At 68.1% G+C, this 15,765-nt stretch carries 15 protein-coding genes; 5 read left to right on the plus strand and 10 right to left on the minus strand.

Translation table 11 applies throughout. The annotated features are described in order from the left end of the window. Positions 1 to 73: 73 nt before the first annotated feature. Positions 74 to 925, minus strand: a complete 852-nt coding sequence (locus ACR4XJ_RS04390) for an NAD(+)/NADH kinase (protein ID WP_434754054.1) — start codon at positions 923 to 925, stop codon at positions 74 to 76. A gap of 169 nt (positions 926 to 1,094) precedes the next feature. On the opposite strand from ACR4XJ_RS04390, the gene ACR4XJ_RS04395 reads away from it, so the two are divergent. The 3 genes from ACR4XJ_RS04395 (at position 1,095) to hemC (ending at position 3,101) form a co-directional block, all read left to right on the plus strand. Then, a complete protein-coding gene (locus ACR4XJ_RS04395; protein WP_434754055.1) occupies positions 1,095 to 1,721 on the plus strand; it encodes a D-sedoheptulose 7-phosphate isomerase in 627 nt (208 codons plus the stop codon). A 137-nt stretch (positions 1,722 to 1,858) separates the two neighbouring features. Beyond that, a complete protein-coding gene (locus ACR4XJ_RS04400) occupies positions 1,859 to 2,095 on the plus strand; it encodes an FmdB family zinc ribbon protein (protein ID WP_333505339.1) in 237 nt (78 codons plus the stop codon). Between the two features lie 43 nt (positions 2,096 to 2,138). Further along, positions 2,139 to 3,101, plus strand: coding sequence for a hydroxymethylbilane synthase (gene hemC, locus ACR4XJ_RS04405; protein WP_434754056.1), 963 nt, complete (start codon positions 2,139 to 2,141; stop codon positions 3,099 to 3,101). A 270-nt stretch (positions 3,102 to 3,371) separates the two neighbouring features. On the opposite strand, the gene ACR4XJ_RS04410 is transcribed toward hemC, so the two are convergent. The 4 genes from ACR4XJ_RS04410 to ACR4XJ_RS04425 form a co-directional block, all read right to left on the minus strand. Further along, positions 3,372 to 5,150, minus strand: coding sequence for a methyl-accepting chemotaxis protein (locus tag ACR4XJ_RS04410; protein ID WP_434754057.1), 1,779 nt, complete (start codon positions 5,148 to 5,150; stop codon positions 3,372 to 3,374). A 64-nt stretch (positions 5,151 to 5,214) separates the two neighbouring features. Continuing rightward, positions 5,215 to 6,258, minus strand: a complete 1,044-nt coding sequence (locus ACR4XJ_RS04415; protein WP_434754058.1) for a helix-turn-helix domain-containing protein — start codon at positions 6,256 to 6,258, stop codon at positions 5,215 to 5,217. Between the two features lie 190 nt (positions 6,259 to 6,448). After that, positions 6,449 to 7,588: a lipid A deacylase LpxR family protein gene (locus ACR4XJ_RS04420; protein ID WP_434754059.1), complete on the minus strand. Its 1,140-nt coding sequence runs from the start codon at positions 7,586 to 7,588 to the stop codon at positions 6,449 to 6,451. Next, positions 7,585 to 8,340 (minus strand): TIGR04282 family arsenosugar biosynthesis glycosyltransferase, encoded by a 756-nt coding sequence (locus tag ACR4XJ_RS04425; protein WP_434754060.1) that lies wholly within the window; start codon positions 8,338 to 8,340, stop codon positions 7,585 to 7,587. The genes ACR4XJ_RS04420 and ACR4XJ_RS04425 overlap by 4 nt, the downstream gene beginning before the upstream one ends. Before the next feature lie 219 nt (positions 8,341 to 8,559). On the opposite strand from ACR4XJ_RS04425, the gene ACR4XJ_RS04430 reads away from it, so the two are divergent. After that, positions 8,560 to 10,992 carry a Lon protease family protein gene (locus ACR4XJ_RS04430; protein ID WP_434754061.1) on the plus strand — a complete coding sequence of 811 codons (2,433 nt, stop codon included), beginning with the start codon at positions 8,560 to 8,562 and terminating at the stop codon, positions 10,990 to 10,992. A 72-nt stretch (positions 10,993 to 11,064) separates the two neighbouring features. Here the strand turns inward: ACR4XJ_RS04430 and ACR4XJ_RS04435 are convergent, their stop codons facing one another. Further along, entirely contained in the window at positions 11,065 to 11,253 is a 189-nt protein-coding gene (locus ACR4XJ_RS04435) for a hypothetical protein (protein ID WP_434754062.1), read from the minus strand. Between the two features lie 227 nt (positions 11,254 to 11,480). Between ACR4XJ_RS04435 and ACR4XJ_RS04440 the strand changes: the two genes are divergently transcribed. After that, on the plus strand, positions 11,481 to 12,632 hold the full coding sequence (locus tag ACR4XJ_RS04440; protein WP_434754063.1) for an MFS transporter: 1,152 nt from the start codon (positions 11,481 to 11,483) through the stop codon (positions 12,630 to 12,632). Between the two features lie 9 nt (positions 12,633 to 12,641). On the opposite strand, the gene ACR4XJ_RS04445 is transcribed toward ACR4XJ_RS04440, so the two are convergent. The 4 genes from ACR4XJ_RS04445 to phnC all read right to left on the minus strand — a co-directional run bounded on the left by ACR4XJ_RS04445 (position 12,642) and on the right by phnC (position 15,644). Beyond that, positions 12,642 to 13,166: a type 1 glutamine amidotransferase domain-containing protein gene (locus ACR4XJ_RS04445; protein WP_434754064.1), complete on the minus strand. Its 525-nt coding sequence runs from the start codon at positions 13,164 to 13,166 to the stop codon at positions 12,642 to 12,644. 89 nt (positions 13,167 to 13,255) lie between these two features. Further along, a complete protein-coding gene (phnE, locus tag ACR4XJ_RS04450; protein WP_434754065.1) occupies positions 13,256 to 14,050 on the minus strand; it encodes a phosphonate ABC transporter, permease protein PhnE in 795 nt (264 codons plus the stop codon). Continuing rightward, complete coding sequence (phnE, locus tag ACR4XJ_RS04455) at positions 14,047 to 14,835, minus strand: phosphonate ABC transporter, permease protein PhnE (RefSeq protein WP_434754066.1); 789 nt, start codon at positions 14,833 to 14,835, stop codon at positions 14,047 to 14,049. Before phnE (ACR4XJ_RS04455) ends, phnE (ACR4XJ_RS04450) begins: the two co-directional genes overlap by 4 nt. Beyond that, on the minus strand, positions 14,832 to 15,644 hold the full coding sequence (gene phnC, locus ACR4XJ_RS04460) for a phosphonate ABC transporter ATP-binding protein (protein WP_434754067.1): 813 nt from the start codon (positions 15,642 to 15,644) through the stop codon (positions 14,832 to 14,834). The genes phnE (ACR4XJ_RS04455) and phnC overlap by 4 nt, the downstream gene beginning before the upstream one ends. Positions 15,645 to 15,765 lie beyond the last annotated feature (121 nt).

Raw genomic sequence — 15,765 nt, forward strand, 5'->3', positions numbered from 1 at the left:
GGACGCGATGTCCGGGGGACGGCCGTGGACAGCGGGAGGCGCGGGCGGCAGGCACCGGGCTGGCGCCCGGCCCCTAAGCCTGATCCTTGATGAACCCCTTGGCCTTCAGCTTGCGGTAGTACGAAAGTTCCTCGATGGCGGCGAACAGCATGCCGCCGGGCGCGCGCTCCACGTGCACCACGTCGCCCGCCTGAAGGGCGTAGCCCTCCTGCCCGTCCTGGGTCAGGTAGACCTCTGTGGTGCGGTCGCGCACCGTCACCGTAAGACGGGCCTCGCCGGGCAGCACCAGCGGCAGCAGGTTGTTCAGGAACGGGCAGATGGGCGTCACCGTGTACACGTGCAGTTGCGGGTGCACCAGCGGCCCCCGCGCGGACACGGAATACCCCGTGGCCCCGGTGGGGGTGGAGACGATCAGCCCGTCGGCGCGCAGTTCGCCCAGCCGTTCGGAGCCCACCCGCAGGTCCAGGTTGATGACCCGCGCCAGGATGCCGCGATTGATGACCACGTCGTTCACCGCGCCGCCGGAATGCACCGTCACGCCGTCGCGCTCCACGCGGAAGGACAGGGCCAGCCGTTCGTGCGCGGTGACGCCGCCGGACAGCAGCCGTTCCAGGCTGGCTTCCCAGCGGGTGGCGGAAACCTCGGCCAGAAAGCCCACCTTGCCCAGGTTCACCCCCAGCAGCGGCACCCCGGTGCCCAGCAGCCGCCGGGCCACGCCAAGGATGGTGCCGTCGCCGCCCAGCACCAGGGCCAGGCTGCATTCCCGCGCGGCTACGGCCCGGGACACGGCGTCGCCGGTGTTCTCCACCACCTGCGCCGCAAGGCCGCGCGCGGCCAGCCAGGCGCGCATGCGTTCGCCAAGGGCCTCCGCCTCGCGGTGGCCCGACTTGGTGACGATGAGAATGAAGCGAAGCGCGGTGTGCATGGAGTGTTCCTAGAGGAAACCGCCCGCGCCTTCAAGGAATAACCACACGCACGGTCGCGGCCCCGGCGCGTCCCACGGTTGTCACGTCCGGCCATTTGGTATACTGCCGAGTGGTTCCGCAACATCCACGGGTTGGCCGCACGGCCGCCGCAGAGGTATCCACCGCTCCATGACCGACACCGCCCGCCAGATCGTGCTCGAGCACGCCGCCGAAGGCGCCAGGCTTCGCGAACGCTATTTCCAGCAACACGCCGACCACGTGGTGGAACTGGCCCGCCAAATGGCCCTCACCCTTGCGCGCGGCCGCAAGATCATGTTCTGCGGCAACGGCGGCAGCGCCGCCGACGCCCAGCACCTGGCCGCCGAATTCGTCAACCGCTTCATGATGGAGCGCCCGCCCCTGCCCGCGCTGGCCTTGACCACCGACACCTCGATACTTACCGCAATCGGCAACGACTACGGCTTCGAGCAGGTGTTCCAGAAGCAGGTGCAGGCGCTGGGCCAGGCAGGCGACATGCTGGTGGGCATTTCCACCTCGGGCAACAGCCCCAACGTAGTGCTGGCGCTGAAGGCCGCGCGCGAAAAGGGCGTGACCACCGTGGGCATGACCGGGCGTGGCGGCGGCGAAATGGCCCCGCTGTGCGACTACCTGCTGGACGTTTCCGACCGGCGTACCCCGCTGGTGCAGGAAATCCACATCACCGTGGGCCACCTGCTGTGCCAGCTGACCGACCATTTCCTGTTCGAGAACGTGCTGGCCCTGCAACCATATCTGGAAGGCAGCACACCAGAATAGACGCCGGAACGGCCCGCCCCTTCCGGCACGGCGCACGCCCGGCACATTTCCGCCCCGCGCCGCGCGGCCCCGCATGGCACGGGGCTGGCGGTACAGCGGGGCAGTCTTTCGCACCGCCTTTGGAGGAGACACGCATCATGCCCATCTACGAATACGAATGCACCGCCTGCGGCAAGAAGTTCGAGGAACTCGTCTTCGGGGACGACGTGCCCCCCTGCCCCGCCTGCGGTTCCGCACGCACCGAAAAGCAGCTGTCCTGCGCCTGCTTCAAGATGCCCGCGCCCTCGCGCGTGGGGCAGACCGTGACCTTCCCCAAGTCCAGCCGTGGCGGCTGCTCCGGGTGTTCGGGCGGGAACTGCTCCACCTGCGGCTAACGGGCCACGCCCACGCCATCATCCTCTCACCGCGCGCAATCACATGAAGAAACTCGTCATCGCCACCCGTGGCAGCAAGCTGGCCCTGTGGCAGGCCGAACACGTCAAATCCCGCATCGAGGGCCGTCACCCCGGCGTTTCGGTGGAACTGCTGGTGCTGAAGACCCGTGGGGACATCATCCTCGACGTGCCGCTGGCCAAGGTGGGCGGCAAGGGCCTGTTCGTGAAGGAAATAGAGGAGGCGCTGCTGGACGGCCGGGCCGACCTTGCCGTGCACAGCATGAAGGACGTGCCCATGGAACTGCCGGAAGGGCTGGTGCTGGGCATCATCCCCGAGCGCGAGGAGCCGTCCGACACCTTCCTGTCCGTCCATCACGGCTCGCTGGCCGCCCTGCCCCACGGGGCCACCGTGGGCACCAGCAGCCTGCGCCGCCAGTCGCAACTGCTGGCCCTGCGCCCGGACCTGAACGTGGTGTCCCTGCGCGGCAACGTGGACACCCGCCTGCGCAAACTTTCCGAAGGCCAGTTCGACGCCATCATCATGGCCACGGCAGGCATGAAGCGTCTCGGCCTTTCGGCACCCAAAAGCGAAGTGCTGGGCCCGCCCGCCTTCCTGCCCGCCGTGGGCCAGGGGGCGCTGGGCATCGAGTTCCGGGATGACCGAACCGACGGGGCCGACCTGCGCGAACTGCTGGCCTTCATGGAGCACACCCCCACCCGCATCCGCGTGGAGGCCGAGCGCGGCTTCCTGGCCGGGTTGCAGGGCGGCTGCCAAGTGCCCATCGCCGGGCACGCGGTGATGACCGGTGACGCCACCTTCGCCCTGGAAGGGCTGGTGGCCGACCTGACCGGCGCGCGGGTGATCCGCCGCACGGTGAACGGCTCCAGCGCCCCCGACGGCGCAGCCGCCCGCAAGACCGGCCTGGACCTGGCGGCGCAACTGGTGGCCGACGGCGCGGGGGAAATCCTGGCCGAGGTGTACGGCAGCGGCGAGGCCGTGGGCTAGGCCCCAAAGCGTCTTTTCGTCCGTTGGCTTCGTCAAACTTCGCCTGCCATATCGGTCGAATACGATAAGAGTATACTCCCTCATGGCAGGCTCGTTTTCCTTGCCAACGAACGAAAATCCTGCTTTGGGAATACGCTCTGAACCTTGATGGCCTGCTTCACCAAGCGGACAATGCTTGCAAGCACGACGGGCCGCCCCTCCGGCAAGGAAGGGCGGCCCGCGTTGTTTTTGATGCCGTCAGATGACGCCTTCCATTGACGCCCCGTGCGGCTACGCCGCCTTCATCTCGTCCACCAGGCGCTTCAGCACCTGGGCCTGCTCCGCCAGCGCGGACACGGCCCGCGCCGATTCGCGCATGGCCTGCGCCGTCTCGGCGGAGATGGTGCTGACCTGCTCCACGGCGTGGTTGATCTCCTCGCTGGCCGAGGACTGCTGCTCCGAGGCCGTGGCGATGGAGCGCACCTGATCGCTGGCCGTCTCCACCAGCCGCACGATCTCGTCCAGCGCCTCGCCCGATTCGCGCACCAGTTGCGTCGCCTCCTCGATGCCCTGCACCGAGCGGTCCACGTTCTCCATGTTCTTGCGGGTGCCCTGCTGCACGCCCCGGATGGCCTCGCCCACCTGCACGGTGGCCTGCATGGTCTTTTCGGCCAGCTTGCGCACCTCGTCGGCCACCACGGCGAAGCCGCGCCCGGCGTCACCGGCCCTTGCCGCCTCGATGGCCGCGTTCAGGGCCAGCAGGTTGGTCTGGTCCGCGATGTCGCTGATCACGTTCATGATCTGCCCGATGGACTCCGCCTGGCGTCCCAAATCCTCCATGTCCGTCTTGAGGTCCAGCGACTGCCGCCGCACCGAGTCGATGTTGCCCACCACCCGCTCCACCAGGGCCGCGCCGTGGGCGGCCTTGGTGCGCGCCGTGTCGGAGACCTCGGCGGTGTTCCCGGCGTTGCGGGCCACCTCCAGCACGCTGGCGTTCATTTCCTCCATGGCCGTGGCCGTCTCGGAAACGCGCTTGGCCTGTTCCTCCGCCCCCCGGTCGGCCTGCTCTATCTGGGCCGAAAGCTCCTCTGACGCGGACGACACCACCTCCACCGCGCCCTCCACCCGCGTGGCGGCCTGCAACATGCCCTCGCGCTTGGCGTTTTCCGCCTGCCTGCGGGCCTCTTCCGCCTCGCGCATGGCGGCCAGCGCTTCCTGCTCCTTGCGGGCAGCCTGCTCGCTCTTGTCCTCGGCCTCGGCGATCTTGGCCTTCAAGGTGTCCACCATCACCCGCAGGGCGTCGGCCAGTTGGCCGATCTCGTCACGCCCGCGCACCGCAAGGTCCGCGTTCAGGTTGCCCCCGGCCACCAACTGCGCGAACGACACCGCACCCCCCAGCGGGCGGGTGATGGACCGCAGGATGACCACGCCGAGCAGCAGCGAGAGCAACGGCGCGCCGATGGCCACCATGACGGCGGTGTTGTGCGCCCTGCGCGCTTCTGCCGCGTTTTCCACACGGGCGGCGCGGGCCTCCGACCGCACGGCCTCCTGCACCGCCGCGGCGGCCTCGGCCAGCCGGACATTGGCCTGCACGCCCTTGCCGGTGACCATTTCCGCCGCCCTGTCCATGCGGCCCTCGTCGGCGATGTCCCGCTCCCATTCCTGGATGGCGGCCATGATTTCGTCGTTGGTGACGCGCACGGAGTCCAGCGTGACGGTGAAGGCCGTCCACTTTTCCTGCACGGCCGCCGAAAGGTGCAGCCGCTCCATCTCCCCCCTGGATTTGGCGATGACCTCGCGCGCGAGGCGGATGTCCTCGCGCTGGCGCTCGCGGTCGGCCCTGGACAGGCGCTCCATCATCAGGGTGCGCTGGGCCACCACTATGCCGCGCATGGCCAGTTCGATGCTGCCCGTGTGGGCCACGGCGGGCAGCATTTCCTCGTTGGACCGCCGCAGGCTTTCGCTGGCGTTCTCGATGGCCAGATACCCGGAACCGGCGGTGACCAGCGTGAGCAGCGACACAAAAATGAATCCCGCTATCAATCTTAGACCGACGCTGACGTTGTTCATGAATCCCCCGACTTGCTGATTGTGGTGGAACCCGTGACGCCGCAGGACCGGGCCCGGCGGCGTATCAATGCCGCAGCAGTATGATGTAGGAAAACGCTTCCATCTCATCCCACGGAAAGAACGCATGGGCGGACATGGCCAGCTTGCGCAGCGTCCTTTCGTGACGTTGGCGGCTTTCGTGCGTGCCGTTGAGACGCCGCGCCATCCTCTCGAAGATGATGCGCGGCGCGGGCCTGCCTTCGGGGCCGCCTTCGGGCGCGGCCGCCGGGGCATCATCCGGTGCCTCATCCGGGGCGTCTTCGGGCAACGGGGCATCCTCGTTGCTGTCGAAGACGACCATGCCGAAGCCGTCCACCACCCGGACCCGCGCCCCCATGGCATGGCGCATCCTGTGCAGCATGGACACCATGACGCCCAGCTTGCCGGTCACCGTGCATCGGGAGCGGTGGACCAGGGCCACGCCGCCTCCCGCGCCACGCCGCGCCGGGAACACCCGCAGGCTGCGCACCCCGGCCGTGGCGACGACGCCGCGCCGCAGATCCATGTCGCAGAACGGCAGATCGCATGTGGACAACTGTGTAGCCATGCGGTCCTGGGCCATCCGCGAGACGATCCACCCTTCCCGCGTCATGGCGGCCACCAGGCCGTGCAGCAGTTCCGCGTCATCGGCGTACGGAATGCGCCAGTACGGCTGTCTGGACGGGGCCGCCACGCCATCCGGCTCGGCCGGAAGATCCTCGTCACGCAGGACGCAACGGATGAACATGCCGAACCCATCGCGATGCTCGTAGATGGCTTCGCGCAATTTCTCGGGCACGATGCCCGCCACCGCCAGCATGAAATATCTGTCCACCCCCAGCAGATCGGCCAGATGCATCAACCGCTCCGGCTTCAGGCAGACGTCGTCCCCCCGCTCGATGCGGCTGAGGTAGGAATGGTGCACCCCCAAACGGTCCGCCAGTTGGCGGATGGACAGGATCTTGCCGCCAACCATCCGTTCACGGCGTGCCTCTCTGACGAGTCTTCCGAGTAACCTGCCCATCTCGCCTACTTTTTTGTCTATAATATTGTAGCCAGCCCGGTACGGGCAATCACTGTTATAAATCATGGCATGGCAAACCGGCTGCCGGTGCGGGCTCGGCCATGTGGAGCGGACAAAAAGGAGGATTGGCGACAGAAAGGGAAGGACGAAGGGAGGCGAAACGGCCCCCCGGCAAAAAAAGAAGGGCGTTCCCTGCGGAACGCCCCGTGCGTGCGCTGGCTTTGCCCGCCCGGATGGGCGCGCGCCGGCCGTGTGACTAGAACGACACCCCCACGGTCAGCGAGCCGAAGTGCTGGCCCCGGTCCTGCCCCACGAATTCCTCGGTGCGGTAGACGTGGGTGTAGGTTATGCGCACCCCTTCGATGATTACCGCAAGACCGCCGGAAAGGTCGGCCACGAAGTGCTTCTTGTCCACGTCGTGGCTGTCGCGAAAGGTGTTGCCGTCCAGAAAGATGTCGTGACCCACCGCCCGGCCGTCGGCCCCGGCGAACAGGTACCAGCCCCAGCTTTCGCGCACGCGGGGGTCCGCGTCATCGGTGGGGGCCTCGATGCCGCCGCCGGGCCGGATCAGCGAGGTCTCGAAGTCGCCGGGCAGGTTCCAGCCGAAGCGCATCTCGGCCCCCACGTTGGCCTGGGTCAGCACGTTGCCCACCGTGGCCCCCGCGCGGGGCAACACGTCCCAGCCGAAGCCGCGCCCGGTGGATGCGGGGTTCAGCCGCCAGTTGCGCTGCCAGCTCAGCATCAGCCCCGGCTCGTCGTGCAACTGGTTGTCCCACCCCTTTGCCGTGGGGATGTGGCGCAACTCGTGCACTTCGTTCTGGGCCGTCTCTCCCCGCGCCGAAGGCCCCACGATGCCTCCGGTGAATTGCAGGGTGTCCATGCGGTCGCCCTTCTTGGCGTGCAGGCCGATGGCCCCGTACAGGAACCCCGCATAGGGCCGGTCGCCGGGAATGTATTCCCGGACCTGGGTGTCGGAGGGGGTGTAGATGGCCTGCCCGAAGGCCACGCTGACGTTGTACTGGGCGTCCGGGTCGCCCGCGAAGGGCAGGCGCTCGATGAGGCCGTCCAGCAGGTCGGGCAGCATTTCGTCGTCGGACAGGGTCTTGAGGTCGGGCGAGACGAACCGGGCCTGCACCGCATTGGTGTAGTACTGGTCGGTGCCGCCGAACAGGTCGTTCTCGAAGTAGATGACCAGCGTGCTGAACGCCTTGGCCTTCCTGGGCTTTTCCGGCTCTCCGGCGTCCGCGGTGCCGCCGTCGGCGCCGGGTGTGGGCGCGGGGAACGGAGAAGCCGCAGACGCGGCGTCGGCGGCCGGAGCATGACGGGGAACGCACAGCAGCAGGGCCAGCAGGCCGCCGCACAATGCCGCGCGCATCAGAAGCGAAGCAGGGTTCATTTGCCGGATTCCGTTTCCCGTGCCCACACGGGCAGTTCCATGTCGTACTGGCGGATCAGCGCGTCGTGCTCGCGCATGGCCGCGTAGGACGACGACTTGCGGAACGAGCTGTTGCGGTTGGTGCGGTACAGCACGTTGAGGTCCCACATGGTGTCCACGTCGTTCCATTCCGGCAGGCGCACCACGTCCAGCCGGGCGGCCTCCAGCCGTTCCATGGTGGCGGCGTACACCGTCGCGCCGCCCCACTCCATGCCCTCGAACACGCCGGGCAGGAACCTGTCGCGCCGGAAGCCTATCAGGTAGTACCCGCCGTCGAAGGCGGGGCCGATGACCGCGTCGTGCAGGTCCAGATCGTCCAGGGCCTTCTGCACCAGTTCGTGCGGAAAGTCGGGGATGTCGCTGCCCAGCACCACCACGCGCTCGTATCCCGCGCCGTACGCATCGGCAAGGGCCGTGCGCATGCGCGCGCCCAGGTCGTCGCCCCGCTGGGGCTGGCAGGCGTGCCGGGGCCCCAGCCACGCCTTGCAGGCGGCCAGCGGATCGTCCGCACCGCCCGCCCCGCCGGGGACCGTGCCCGTGTCGCAACAGATGCGCAGGTCGGCCTTCACGTGGGCCAGTTCGGCCAGCATGTCCTGCACGAAATGGCGGTACATGGCGGCGGCGGGCTCCGCGCCCATGACGGACGCAAGGCGCGTCTTCACCGCGCCCGGCTCGGGATACTTGACGAAGAAGAGTACGCAGGTGTCGCTCATGATGCTCCTTTGCGGGCGGGGTTCCGCGCCGCGCACCGCCGCCCCGCGGCGCTGCCGCGGGAACTGGGCTGCGGTCATGGCGCGGATGATAGCCGTTCCTGCCCCGGCTGACAAACCCTGCGGGACGTGACAAGCGCGGGGCAACAGGCTAGGCTGGGAAACCCGGCCCCTCGCGCCGGGGCTGGCGTTCCATCAAGCCCTTCGCCGTGCAGGAGCATCATGACCAAGGTTTCCCCGCTGCCCGCCGCCCGCCTTCGCGCCACGCTCGACCCCGCCCGCATCGCGTGGGAGACCAGCGACGCCATTCCGCGCCCGCCGCGCAACGGCATGCGCCGCACCCCCCAGCCCCGCGTGTTGCAGGCGCTGGAACTGGCCCTGCACATCCGTGACGGCGGCTACAACGTCTACCTTTCGGGAGAGGCCAACCTTGGCCGCACCTACATGCTGCGCGAGTACCTTGCGCCGCGCGCCCGCAAGATGGACACCCCGCCGGACCTCGTCCACGTCTACAATTTCGAGGACCCGGACAAGCCGCGCCTCATCGCGCTGCCCGCCGGGCAGGGGCGCAAGCTGCGCACCGCCCTCACCCAGGCCCTGTCCAAGGCCCGCAAGGAGGCGCCCAGCCGCTTCGAGCACGACGCCTTCGTGCGCAAGCGCACCGTGTTGCTGGACAAGTTCCAGACCCAGCGCGCCAAGCTGTTCAAGGAAATGGACACAGTGGCCGGGGGCGAAGGCTTCAACCTGGACATGGACGACTCCGGCAGCCTGACCCTGTACCCCATCGTGGAGGGCAAGCGCCTCAGCGAGGACGAGTACGAAAAGCTCGACGCCACCCTGCGCAAGAGCCTGAAGTTGAAGGGCGACCGGCTGTTGCAGGCCATGACCGGCCTGATGCGCAAGCTGACCCGCGCCGAACAGGACTTCGTGGAGGACGAACGCACCCTGGAAAAGGAAGTGGTGCGCGAGGTGCTGGACCAGTTCCTGACGCCGCTGGCGGACAAGTTCGCCAAGTCCTGCCCGTGCGACGAACTGAAGCGCTTCTTCGCCGACATGCGCGAGGACATCCTGGACAACATCGAAGGCTTCGTGCAGCGCGACCTGCCCACCCATCCGCAGCAGCAGCCGGACCTTGGCCCGCCGCCGGAGGACACCTCGTTCCGCTACGACATCAACGTATTCGTGGACAACAGCGAAACCCACGGCGCGCCCATCGTGGTGGACGACCACCCCACGCTGTCGAACCTGCTGGGGTGCATCGAGCGCGAATCGGAAATGGGCGCGCTGGTCACGGACTTCACCCTGGTCAAGGCGGGCTCGCTGCAAAAGGCCAACGGCGGCTTCCTGGTGCTGCACATGGAGGACATCCTGTCCTACCCCAGCGCCTGGGAAGGGCTGCTGCGCGCCCTGCGCTCCGGCCAGGCCCGCATAGAGGACGCGGGGGACGGGCAGGAATCCACCAAGACCAAGGGCATCGAGCCGGAACCGCTGCGCCTGAACCTGAAGGTGGTGCTGGTGGGCACCGAGGAGATGTACGAGACGCTCCTGGTCAACGACGACCGCTTTCCCAAGCTGTTCAAGATCAAGGCGCACCTCACCGAGGCCACCGAGCGCAACGCCGACGGGGTCAAGGTGTACCTTTCGCGCATCGCCCGGATCATCGACGAGGCGAAGCTGCTGCCCTTCGACCGCGACGCCATGGCGGGCCTGGTGGACTACGGCTCGCGCATCATCGAGGACCAGCGCAAGCTGTCCCTGAAATTCCCGGTGCTGCGCGAACTGATGATCGAGGCATCGGCCCTGGCCTCCATGAAGGGCAGCCCGCTGGTGGACCGCACCACCCTGCACGACGCCATGGTGGCCCGCACCTACCGCGCCAACCTGGTCGAACAGAACTTCATGGACGAGTACGACCGCGAACTGATCAAGGTGCGCACCAGCGGCAGCGAGGTGGGCCGCGTGAACGGCCTGTCGGTGACCTGGTACGGCGACTTCGAGTTCGGCCTGCCGCACCAGATATCCTGCACCGTGGGCGTGGGGCACGGGGGCATCATCGACCTTGAGCGCGAGGCCGAGCTTGGCGGGCCCATCCACACCAAGGCCATGATGATCCTGAAAAGCTACCTGGTCAGCCAGTTCGCGCGGACCAAGCCGCTGGTGATGACCGGCAGCCTGTGCTTCGAGCAGAGCTACGCGGGCATCGAGGGCGATTCCGCCTCGGGCGCGGAACTGGCGGCGCTGCTCTCGGCCATCGCCGACGTGCCCATCCGGCTTTCGCTGGCCTTCACCGGCGCGGTCAGCCAGTCCGGCCAGATCATGGCCGTGGGCGGCGTGACCCGCAAGGTGGAAGGGTTCTTCGAGGTGTGCAGCCGCCACGGGCTGACCGGCGAACAGGGCGTTATCCTGCCGCGCGACAACATCGCCCACCTGATGCTGAAGCAGGAAGTGGTGGCCGCCGTGAACGAGGGGCGCTTCTCCATCTGGCCGGTGGCGCACATCACCGAGGCCATGGAACTGCTCACCGGCATGCCCGCCGGGCGCATGCGCGCCGACTCCACGTTCACCCCCGGCACCCTGTACGACAAGGTGGACCGCCGCCTGGCCGAACTGGGCAGGCTGGCCAAGGACGCCTTCAGGCAGAAGCGCAAGCGCTAGGGGCGCGCATCACGCCATCACGCGAAAACGCACGAAGCCCCGGCATCGTCTGATGCCGGGGCTTCGTGCGGGCTACTTCCCCGCGCCGTCCTTGCAGGCCTGCACCAGCACCTCGCCGGGCAACAGCACTTCCTCGCGGCAGTTCGGGCATTTCACCCGAATCCTGGCGGTTTCCGACGCCGGTAGTTTCTTGCGCATCATGAACACCTTGTGACAGTAGGGGCAGCGCACCCTCAAGCCTTCCGGATCCACCGGCTGCATCACCTTTTCCCCTCGCGTATGCTGGATGCGGTTGCCCCCGCGTGGCCCGTGCACGCCCCTCGCCACATGGCGGGGGCAGGGTGCCGGCTCCTTCGGACTTCCTATCCGGTAACCGCCGCCGATGCAACAATGGCGGCAGGATGCGCCCGTGCCCACCCATCTGCCTTGACCTTGCCGCGCGGACGGGCGTAGAACCCGCCCAACATTCGACCGCCCACGGAAGCCCGATGCACCCGCTGCTGCGCGACAGGAACCTGCACACCATCTTCGGCATCACCCTCACGGTAATCATGGGCGTTTCCAGCGTCATGCCCGCACTGCCGCTCATGGCGCGCGAACTGGACATCCCGCTGGCCTCGGTGGGGCTGGTGCTGACGGCGTTCACCCTGCCCGGCATCGTGCTGGCCCCCATCGCGGGGGTGCTGGCCGACCGCCTGGGCCGCAAGCGCGTGCTGCTGCCCGCCATGGCCCTGTTCACGCTGGGCGGCACCGCCTGCTTCTTCGCGCACGGACTGCCCGCCCTGCTGGCCTGCCGCTTCGTGCAGGGCCTTGGCGCGGCCCCGCTGGGCGTGCTGTACACCACCCTCATCGGCGACCTGTACGAGGGCAACGACCGGGTGCGCGCCATGGGCTACAACGCCGGGGTGCTCAGCCTGGGCACGGCCATCTTTCCCGCCGTGGGCGGCCTGCTGGCGGAACTGGGCTGGAACGCGCCCTTCCTGCTGCCGCTGGCCGTGCTGCCGCTGATGCTGGCCGCCGCGCGCCTGCGCCTGCCCGCCTCGCGCGCCACGCAGACGCTTGGCGACTACTTCCGCTCCACCCTGCGCATCGCGCTTTCGCCCCGCGCGCTGGTGCTGTTCGGGCTCTCGCTGCTCACCTTCGTGCAGTTGTACGGCCCCATGGTCACCTTCTTTCCGGTGCTGGCGGACACGCGCTTCCACGCCGCGCCATCGCGCATCGGAGCCATCTTCGCCGTGTCCTCGCTGGGCACGGCCATGATCGCCTCGCAACTGGGGCGGCTGTCGGAACGGTTCCCGGCCCGGCGGCTGATCATGCTCAGCCACGTGCTGTACGCAGTGGCCATGCTGCTCCTGCCGCTGATGCCCGGCCTGTGGTGGCTGCTGGGGCCAGTGCTGTGCTTCGGCATGGCCCAGGGACTGAACCTGCCCAACCTGTCCACCATGATGACCTCGCTGGCCCCCACCCAGCAGCGCGCCGCCATCATGGCCGTCAACGGCACCCTGCTGCGCCTGGGCCAGACCATCGCCCCGCTGCTGTTCGGACTGCTCTACGCCGGGGGCGACCTGCCCGCCGTGTTCGCGGGCGGGGCCGCCGTCAGCTGCCTGATGCTGGCGCTGGCCGCGTGGCGGCTGGCTTAGGGACGCAGCCTACTTCGCCGCCAGTTCGATGATGGCCTTGCAGAACGCGGGCAGGTCGTCGGGCTTACGGCTGCTCACCTGATTGCGGTCCACCACCACCTCGGCGTTCTCCCAGATGGCCCCGGCGTTGACCAGGTCGTCCTTGATGCCGGGGGTGGAGGTGCAGCGAAACCCGCGCATGATGCCCGCCGAGATGGGAATCCACCCGGCATGGCAGATGTGGGCCACCACCTTGCCCGCCTCGTGCATGCGGCGGGTGAGTTCCAGCACCTTGGGGTCGCGGCGCAGCTTGTCCGGGGCGAAACCGCCGCTGATGACCAGCAGGTCGAACCCGGCGTCGTCCATGTCGGCGATGGCGGCGTCCGCCTTGCAGGGGTAGCCGTTCTTGCCCGCATAGGTGCGGCCCTTCTCCGGCCCGGCCACCACCACTTCCGCGCCCTCTTCGATCAGGCGCAGCTTGGGGTACCACAGTTCCAGGTCTTCATACACGTCGTCCACGAACATGAGGACGCGCTTTCCCTTCAGTCGTTCCATGGGTTCCTCCCGCCCCGCTCCGGCGGGGCAATCGGCTTGCCGTAAATGAAAGGGGCGGCTTTCGCCGCCCCGTGAACATCGCGCCGCGCTTAAATAATACGCTTGCGAATATGGGTGACGAACACCTCCGCGATGACCACCACCGCGAAGATGCATACCAGTATAAGCGCCACGCGGTCCCAATGGAACAGGTTGAGCGCCTCGTCCAGGGCCATGCCGATGCCGCCCGCCCCCACCAGGCCGATGACCGAGGATTCGCGCACGTTGATGTCCCAGCGGAACAGGGCGATGCCCCAGAACGCCGGAGACACCTGCGGCCAGTACCCCTTCAGGAACACGCTGATCCACGGCGCGCCGGAGGCGCGCAGCGCCTCGATGGGGCCGGGGGCGGATTCCTCCAGCGCCTCGCCGAACAGCTTGCCCACGAAGCCGATGGAGCGCACGGCGATGGTCACCGTGCCCGCCAGCGTGCCGGGGCCGAACACCGCCACGAACAGCAGCGCCCAGACCAGCGTGTTGACCGAACGCGACGAGACCAGGATGAACGTGGCCAGCCAGTTCAGCGCGGGCACGCGGCACACGTTGCTGGCGGCCATGATGCCCACGGGAATGGCCACGCCCAGGGTCATGATGGTGCCCAGCGTGGCGATATGCAGCGTTTCCATGAGCACCGCGTGCACACCGCGCTCGTAGTAGGCGTAGTCCACCGGCCACATGCGCTTGAACAGGTCGGCCACCTGCTCCGGGGCGTCCATGAGGAACTCGGGGATGATCTCCACCGTGCGGAACGACCACGCCAGCAGGATGCCCGCGACGAGGAAGACCGTGAAGCGCGCCATGCGCTCCGCCGGGGTGAAGCGTTGCCAGGTGCGCGCCGCGCTCATTGGAACACCCCCTTCACCCGCACCGCCACGTACTCGGAAACCATGATCAGGGCGATGATGGCCAACAGGATGGCGCACACGAAACTGTAGTCGAAGCGCTGGAAGGCGGCGGCCAGGGTGCCGCCGATGCCGCCCGCGCCCACGATGCCGATCATGGTCGAGTTGCGCAGGTTGGAGTCCACCTGGTAGGTGGAAAAGCCGATGAACCGGTTCAGCACCTGCGGCAGCACGGCGAAGGTCAGCACCGAAAGGAACGGCGCTCCCGCCGCCCGCGCGGCCTCCACCGGCTTCAGCGAGATTTCCTCGATGGCCTCGGCGAACAGCTTGGCCACGAAGCCGATGGACGCGAAGATCAGCGTCAGGATGCCCGCCAGCGGGCCGAAGCCCACGGCTTTCACGAACAGGATGGCGAAGATCACCGGGTGGAACGAGCGGCACACGGCGATGAAGGCGCGCGCGGGCCAGGTCAGCCAGTCGGGCATCAGGTTGCGCGAGGCGGCCAGCCCCACCGGCAGCGAGACCAGCACCCCGAACAGCGAGGAGATGAGCGCTATCTGCAACGACTCCAGCAGGTTGTCGATCAGCAGCTTCCAGCGCTTGAACTCCGGCGGGAACATGGCCCCCAGGAAGCGGGCGCCGTTGTCCAGGCCCGCCAGCAGCCGGTCCCAGGAAATGTCCAGGATGGACAGCGCGTACAGACAGTAGAGCACGGCCAGCAGGTAGCCCAGGCGGGACCACCAGTTGACCGCGAAGGGCGCGGGACGGGCGACGGTTGCAGCGCTCATGCCAGCCAGTCCTCGCCGCCGTAGATGAGCTTGAGGTGGGCGTCGGTCAGGTCGCCGGGCACGCCGTCGAAGACCACCTCGCCCTTGGACATGCCCACCACCCTGTCGGCGAAGCGGCGGCCCAGCGACACGTCGTGGATGTTCACCAGCACGGGGATGTCGTTGACGGCCGCCACCTCGCGCAGGAGTTCCATGATCTCCACCGAGGTCTTGGGGTCCAGCGACGAGGTGGGCTCGTCCGCCAGCAGGATGTGCGGCTGCTGCATCACCGCGCGGGCGATGCCCACGCGCTGGCGCTGCCCGCCGGAAAGCTCGTCGGCGCGGGCGCGGGCGAATTCGGTCAGCCCCACCATGTCCAGCAGGTCGTAGGCGCGGTCGATGTCCTCCTGCGGGAACTTGCGCAGCCAGGCGCGCCACGGGGAAATGTAGCCCAGGCGGCCGCAGAGCACGTTTTCCATCACCGACAGGCGTTCCACCAGGTTGTATTCCTGGAACACCATGCCGATGCGCCTGCGCGCGGCGCGCAGGTTGGCCCCGCGCAGCGCGCAGATGTCCTGCCCGCTGACCAGGATGCGCCCGGACGTGGGCTCGATGAGCCGGTTGATGCAGCGCAGCAGCGTGCTCTTGCCGGTGCCGGACGGGCCGATGATGGCGGTGGTGCACTGCCCGGCCACGGTCAGGCTGATGTTCTTGAGCACGGGCTTGCCGCGCGTGTATTCCTTGCGCAGGTTCTCGACGACGAGCGACTTGTCGCCCGCGCTGCAGGCGGGGCGGCGGGCAGTGGTAGAGGACTCGGTTTCCTTGTGCACGGTGCTGGTTCCCAATGCTGCGGGTGATGGCGCGGCACGGCGGCGGCCGGGCATTGCCCGGCGCATGTCACGGCGCGCGACGAACGTATTGCCGACAGGCATGGCGCGTCCCGGCGGAACG

The organism is Nitratidesulfovibrio sp. D1 (genome assembly GCF_051133415.1).
GTDB lineage: Bacteria > Desulfobacterota > Desulfovibrionia > Desulfovibrionales > Desulfovibrionaceae > Cupidesulfovibrio.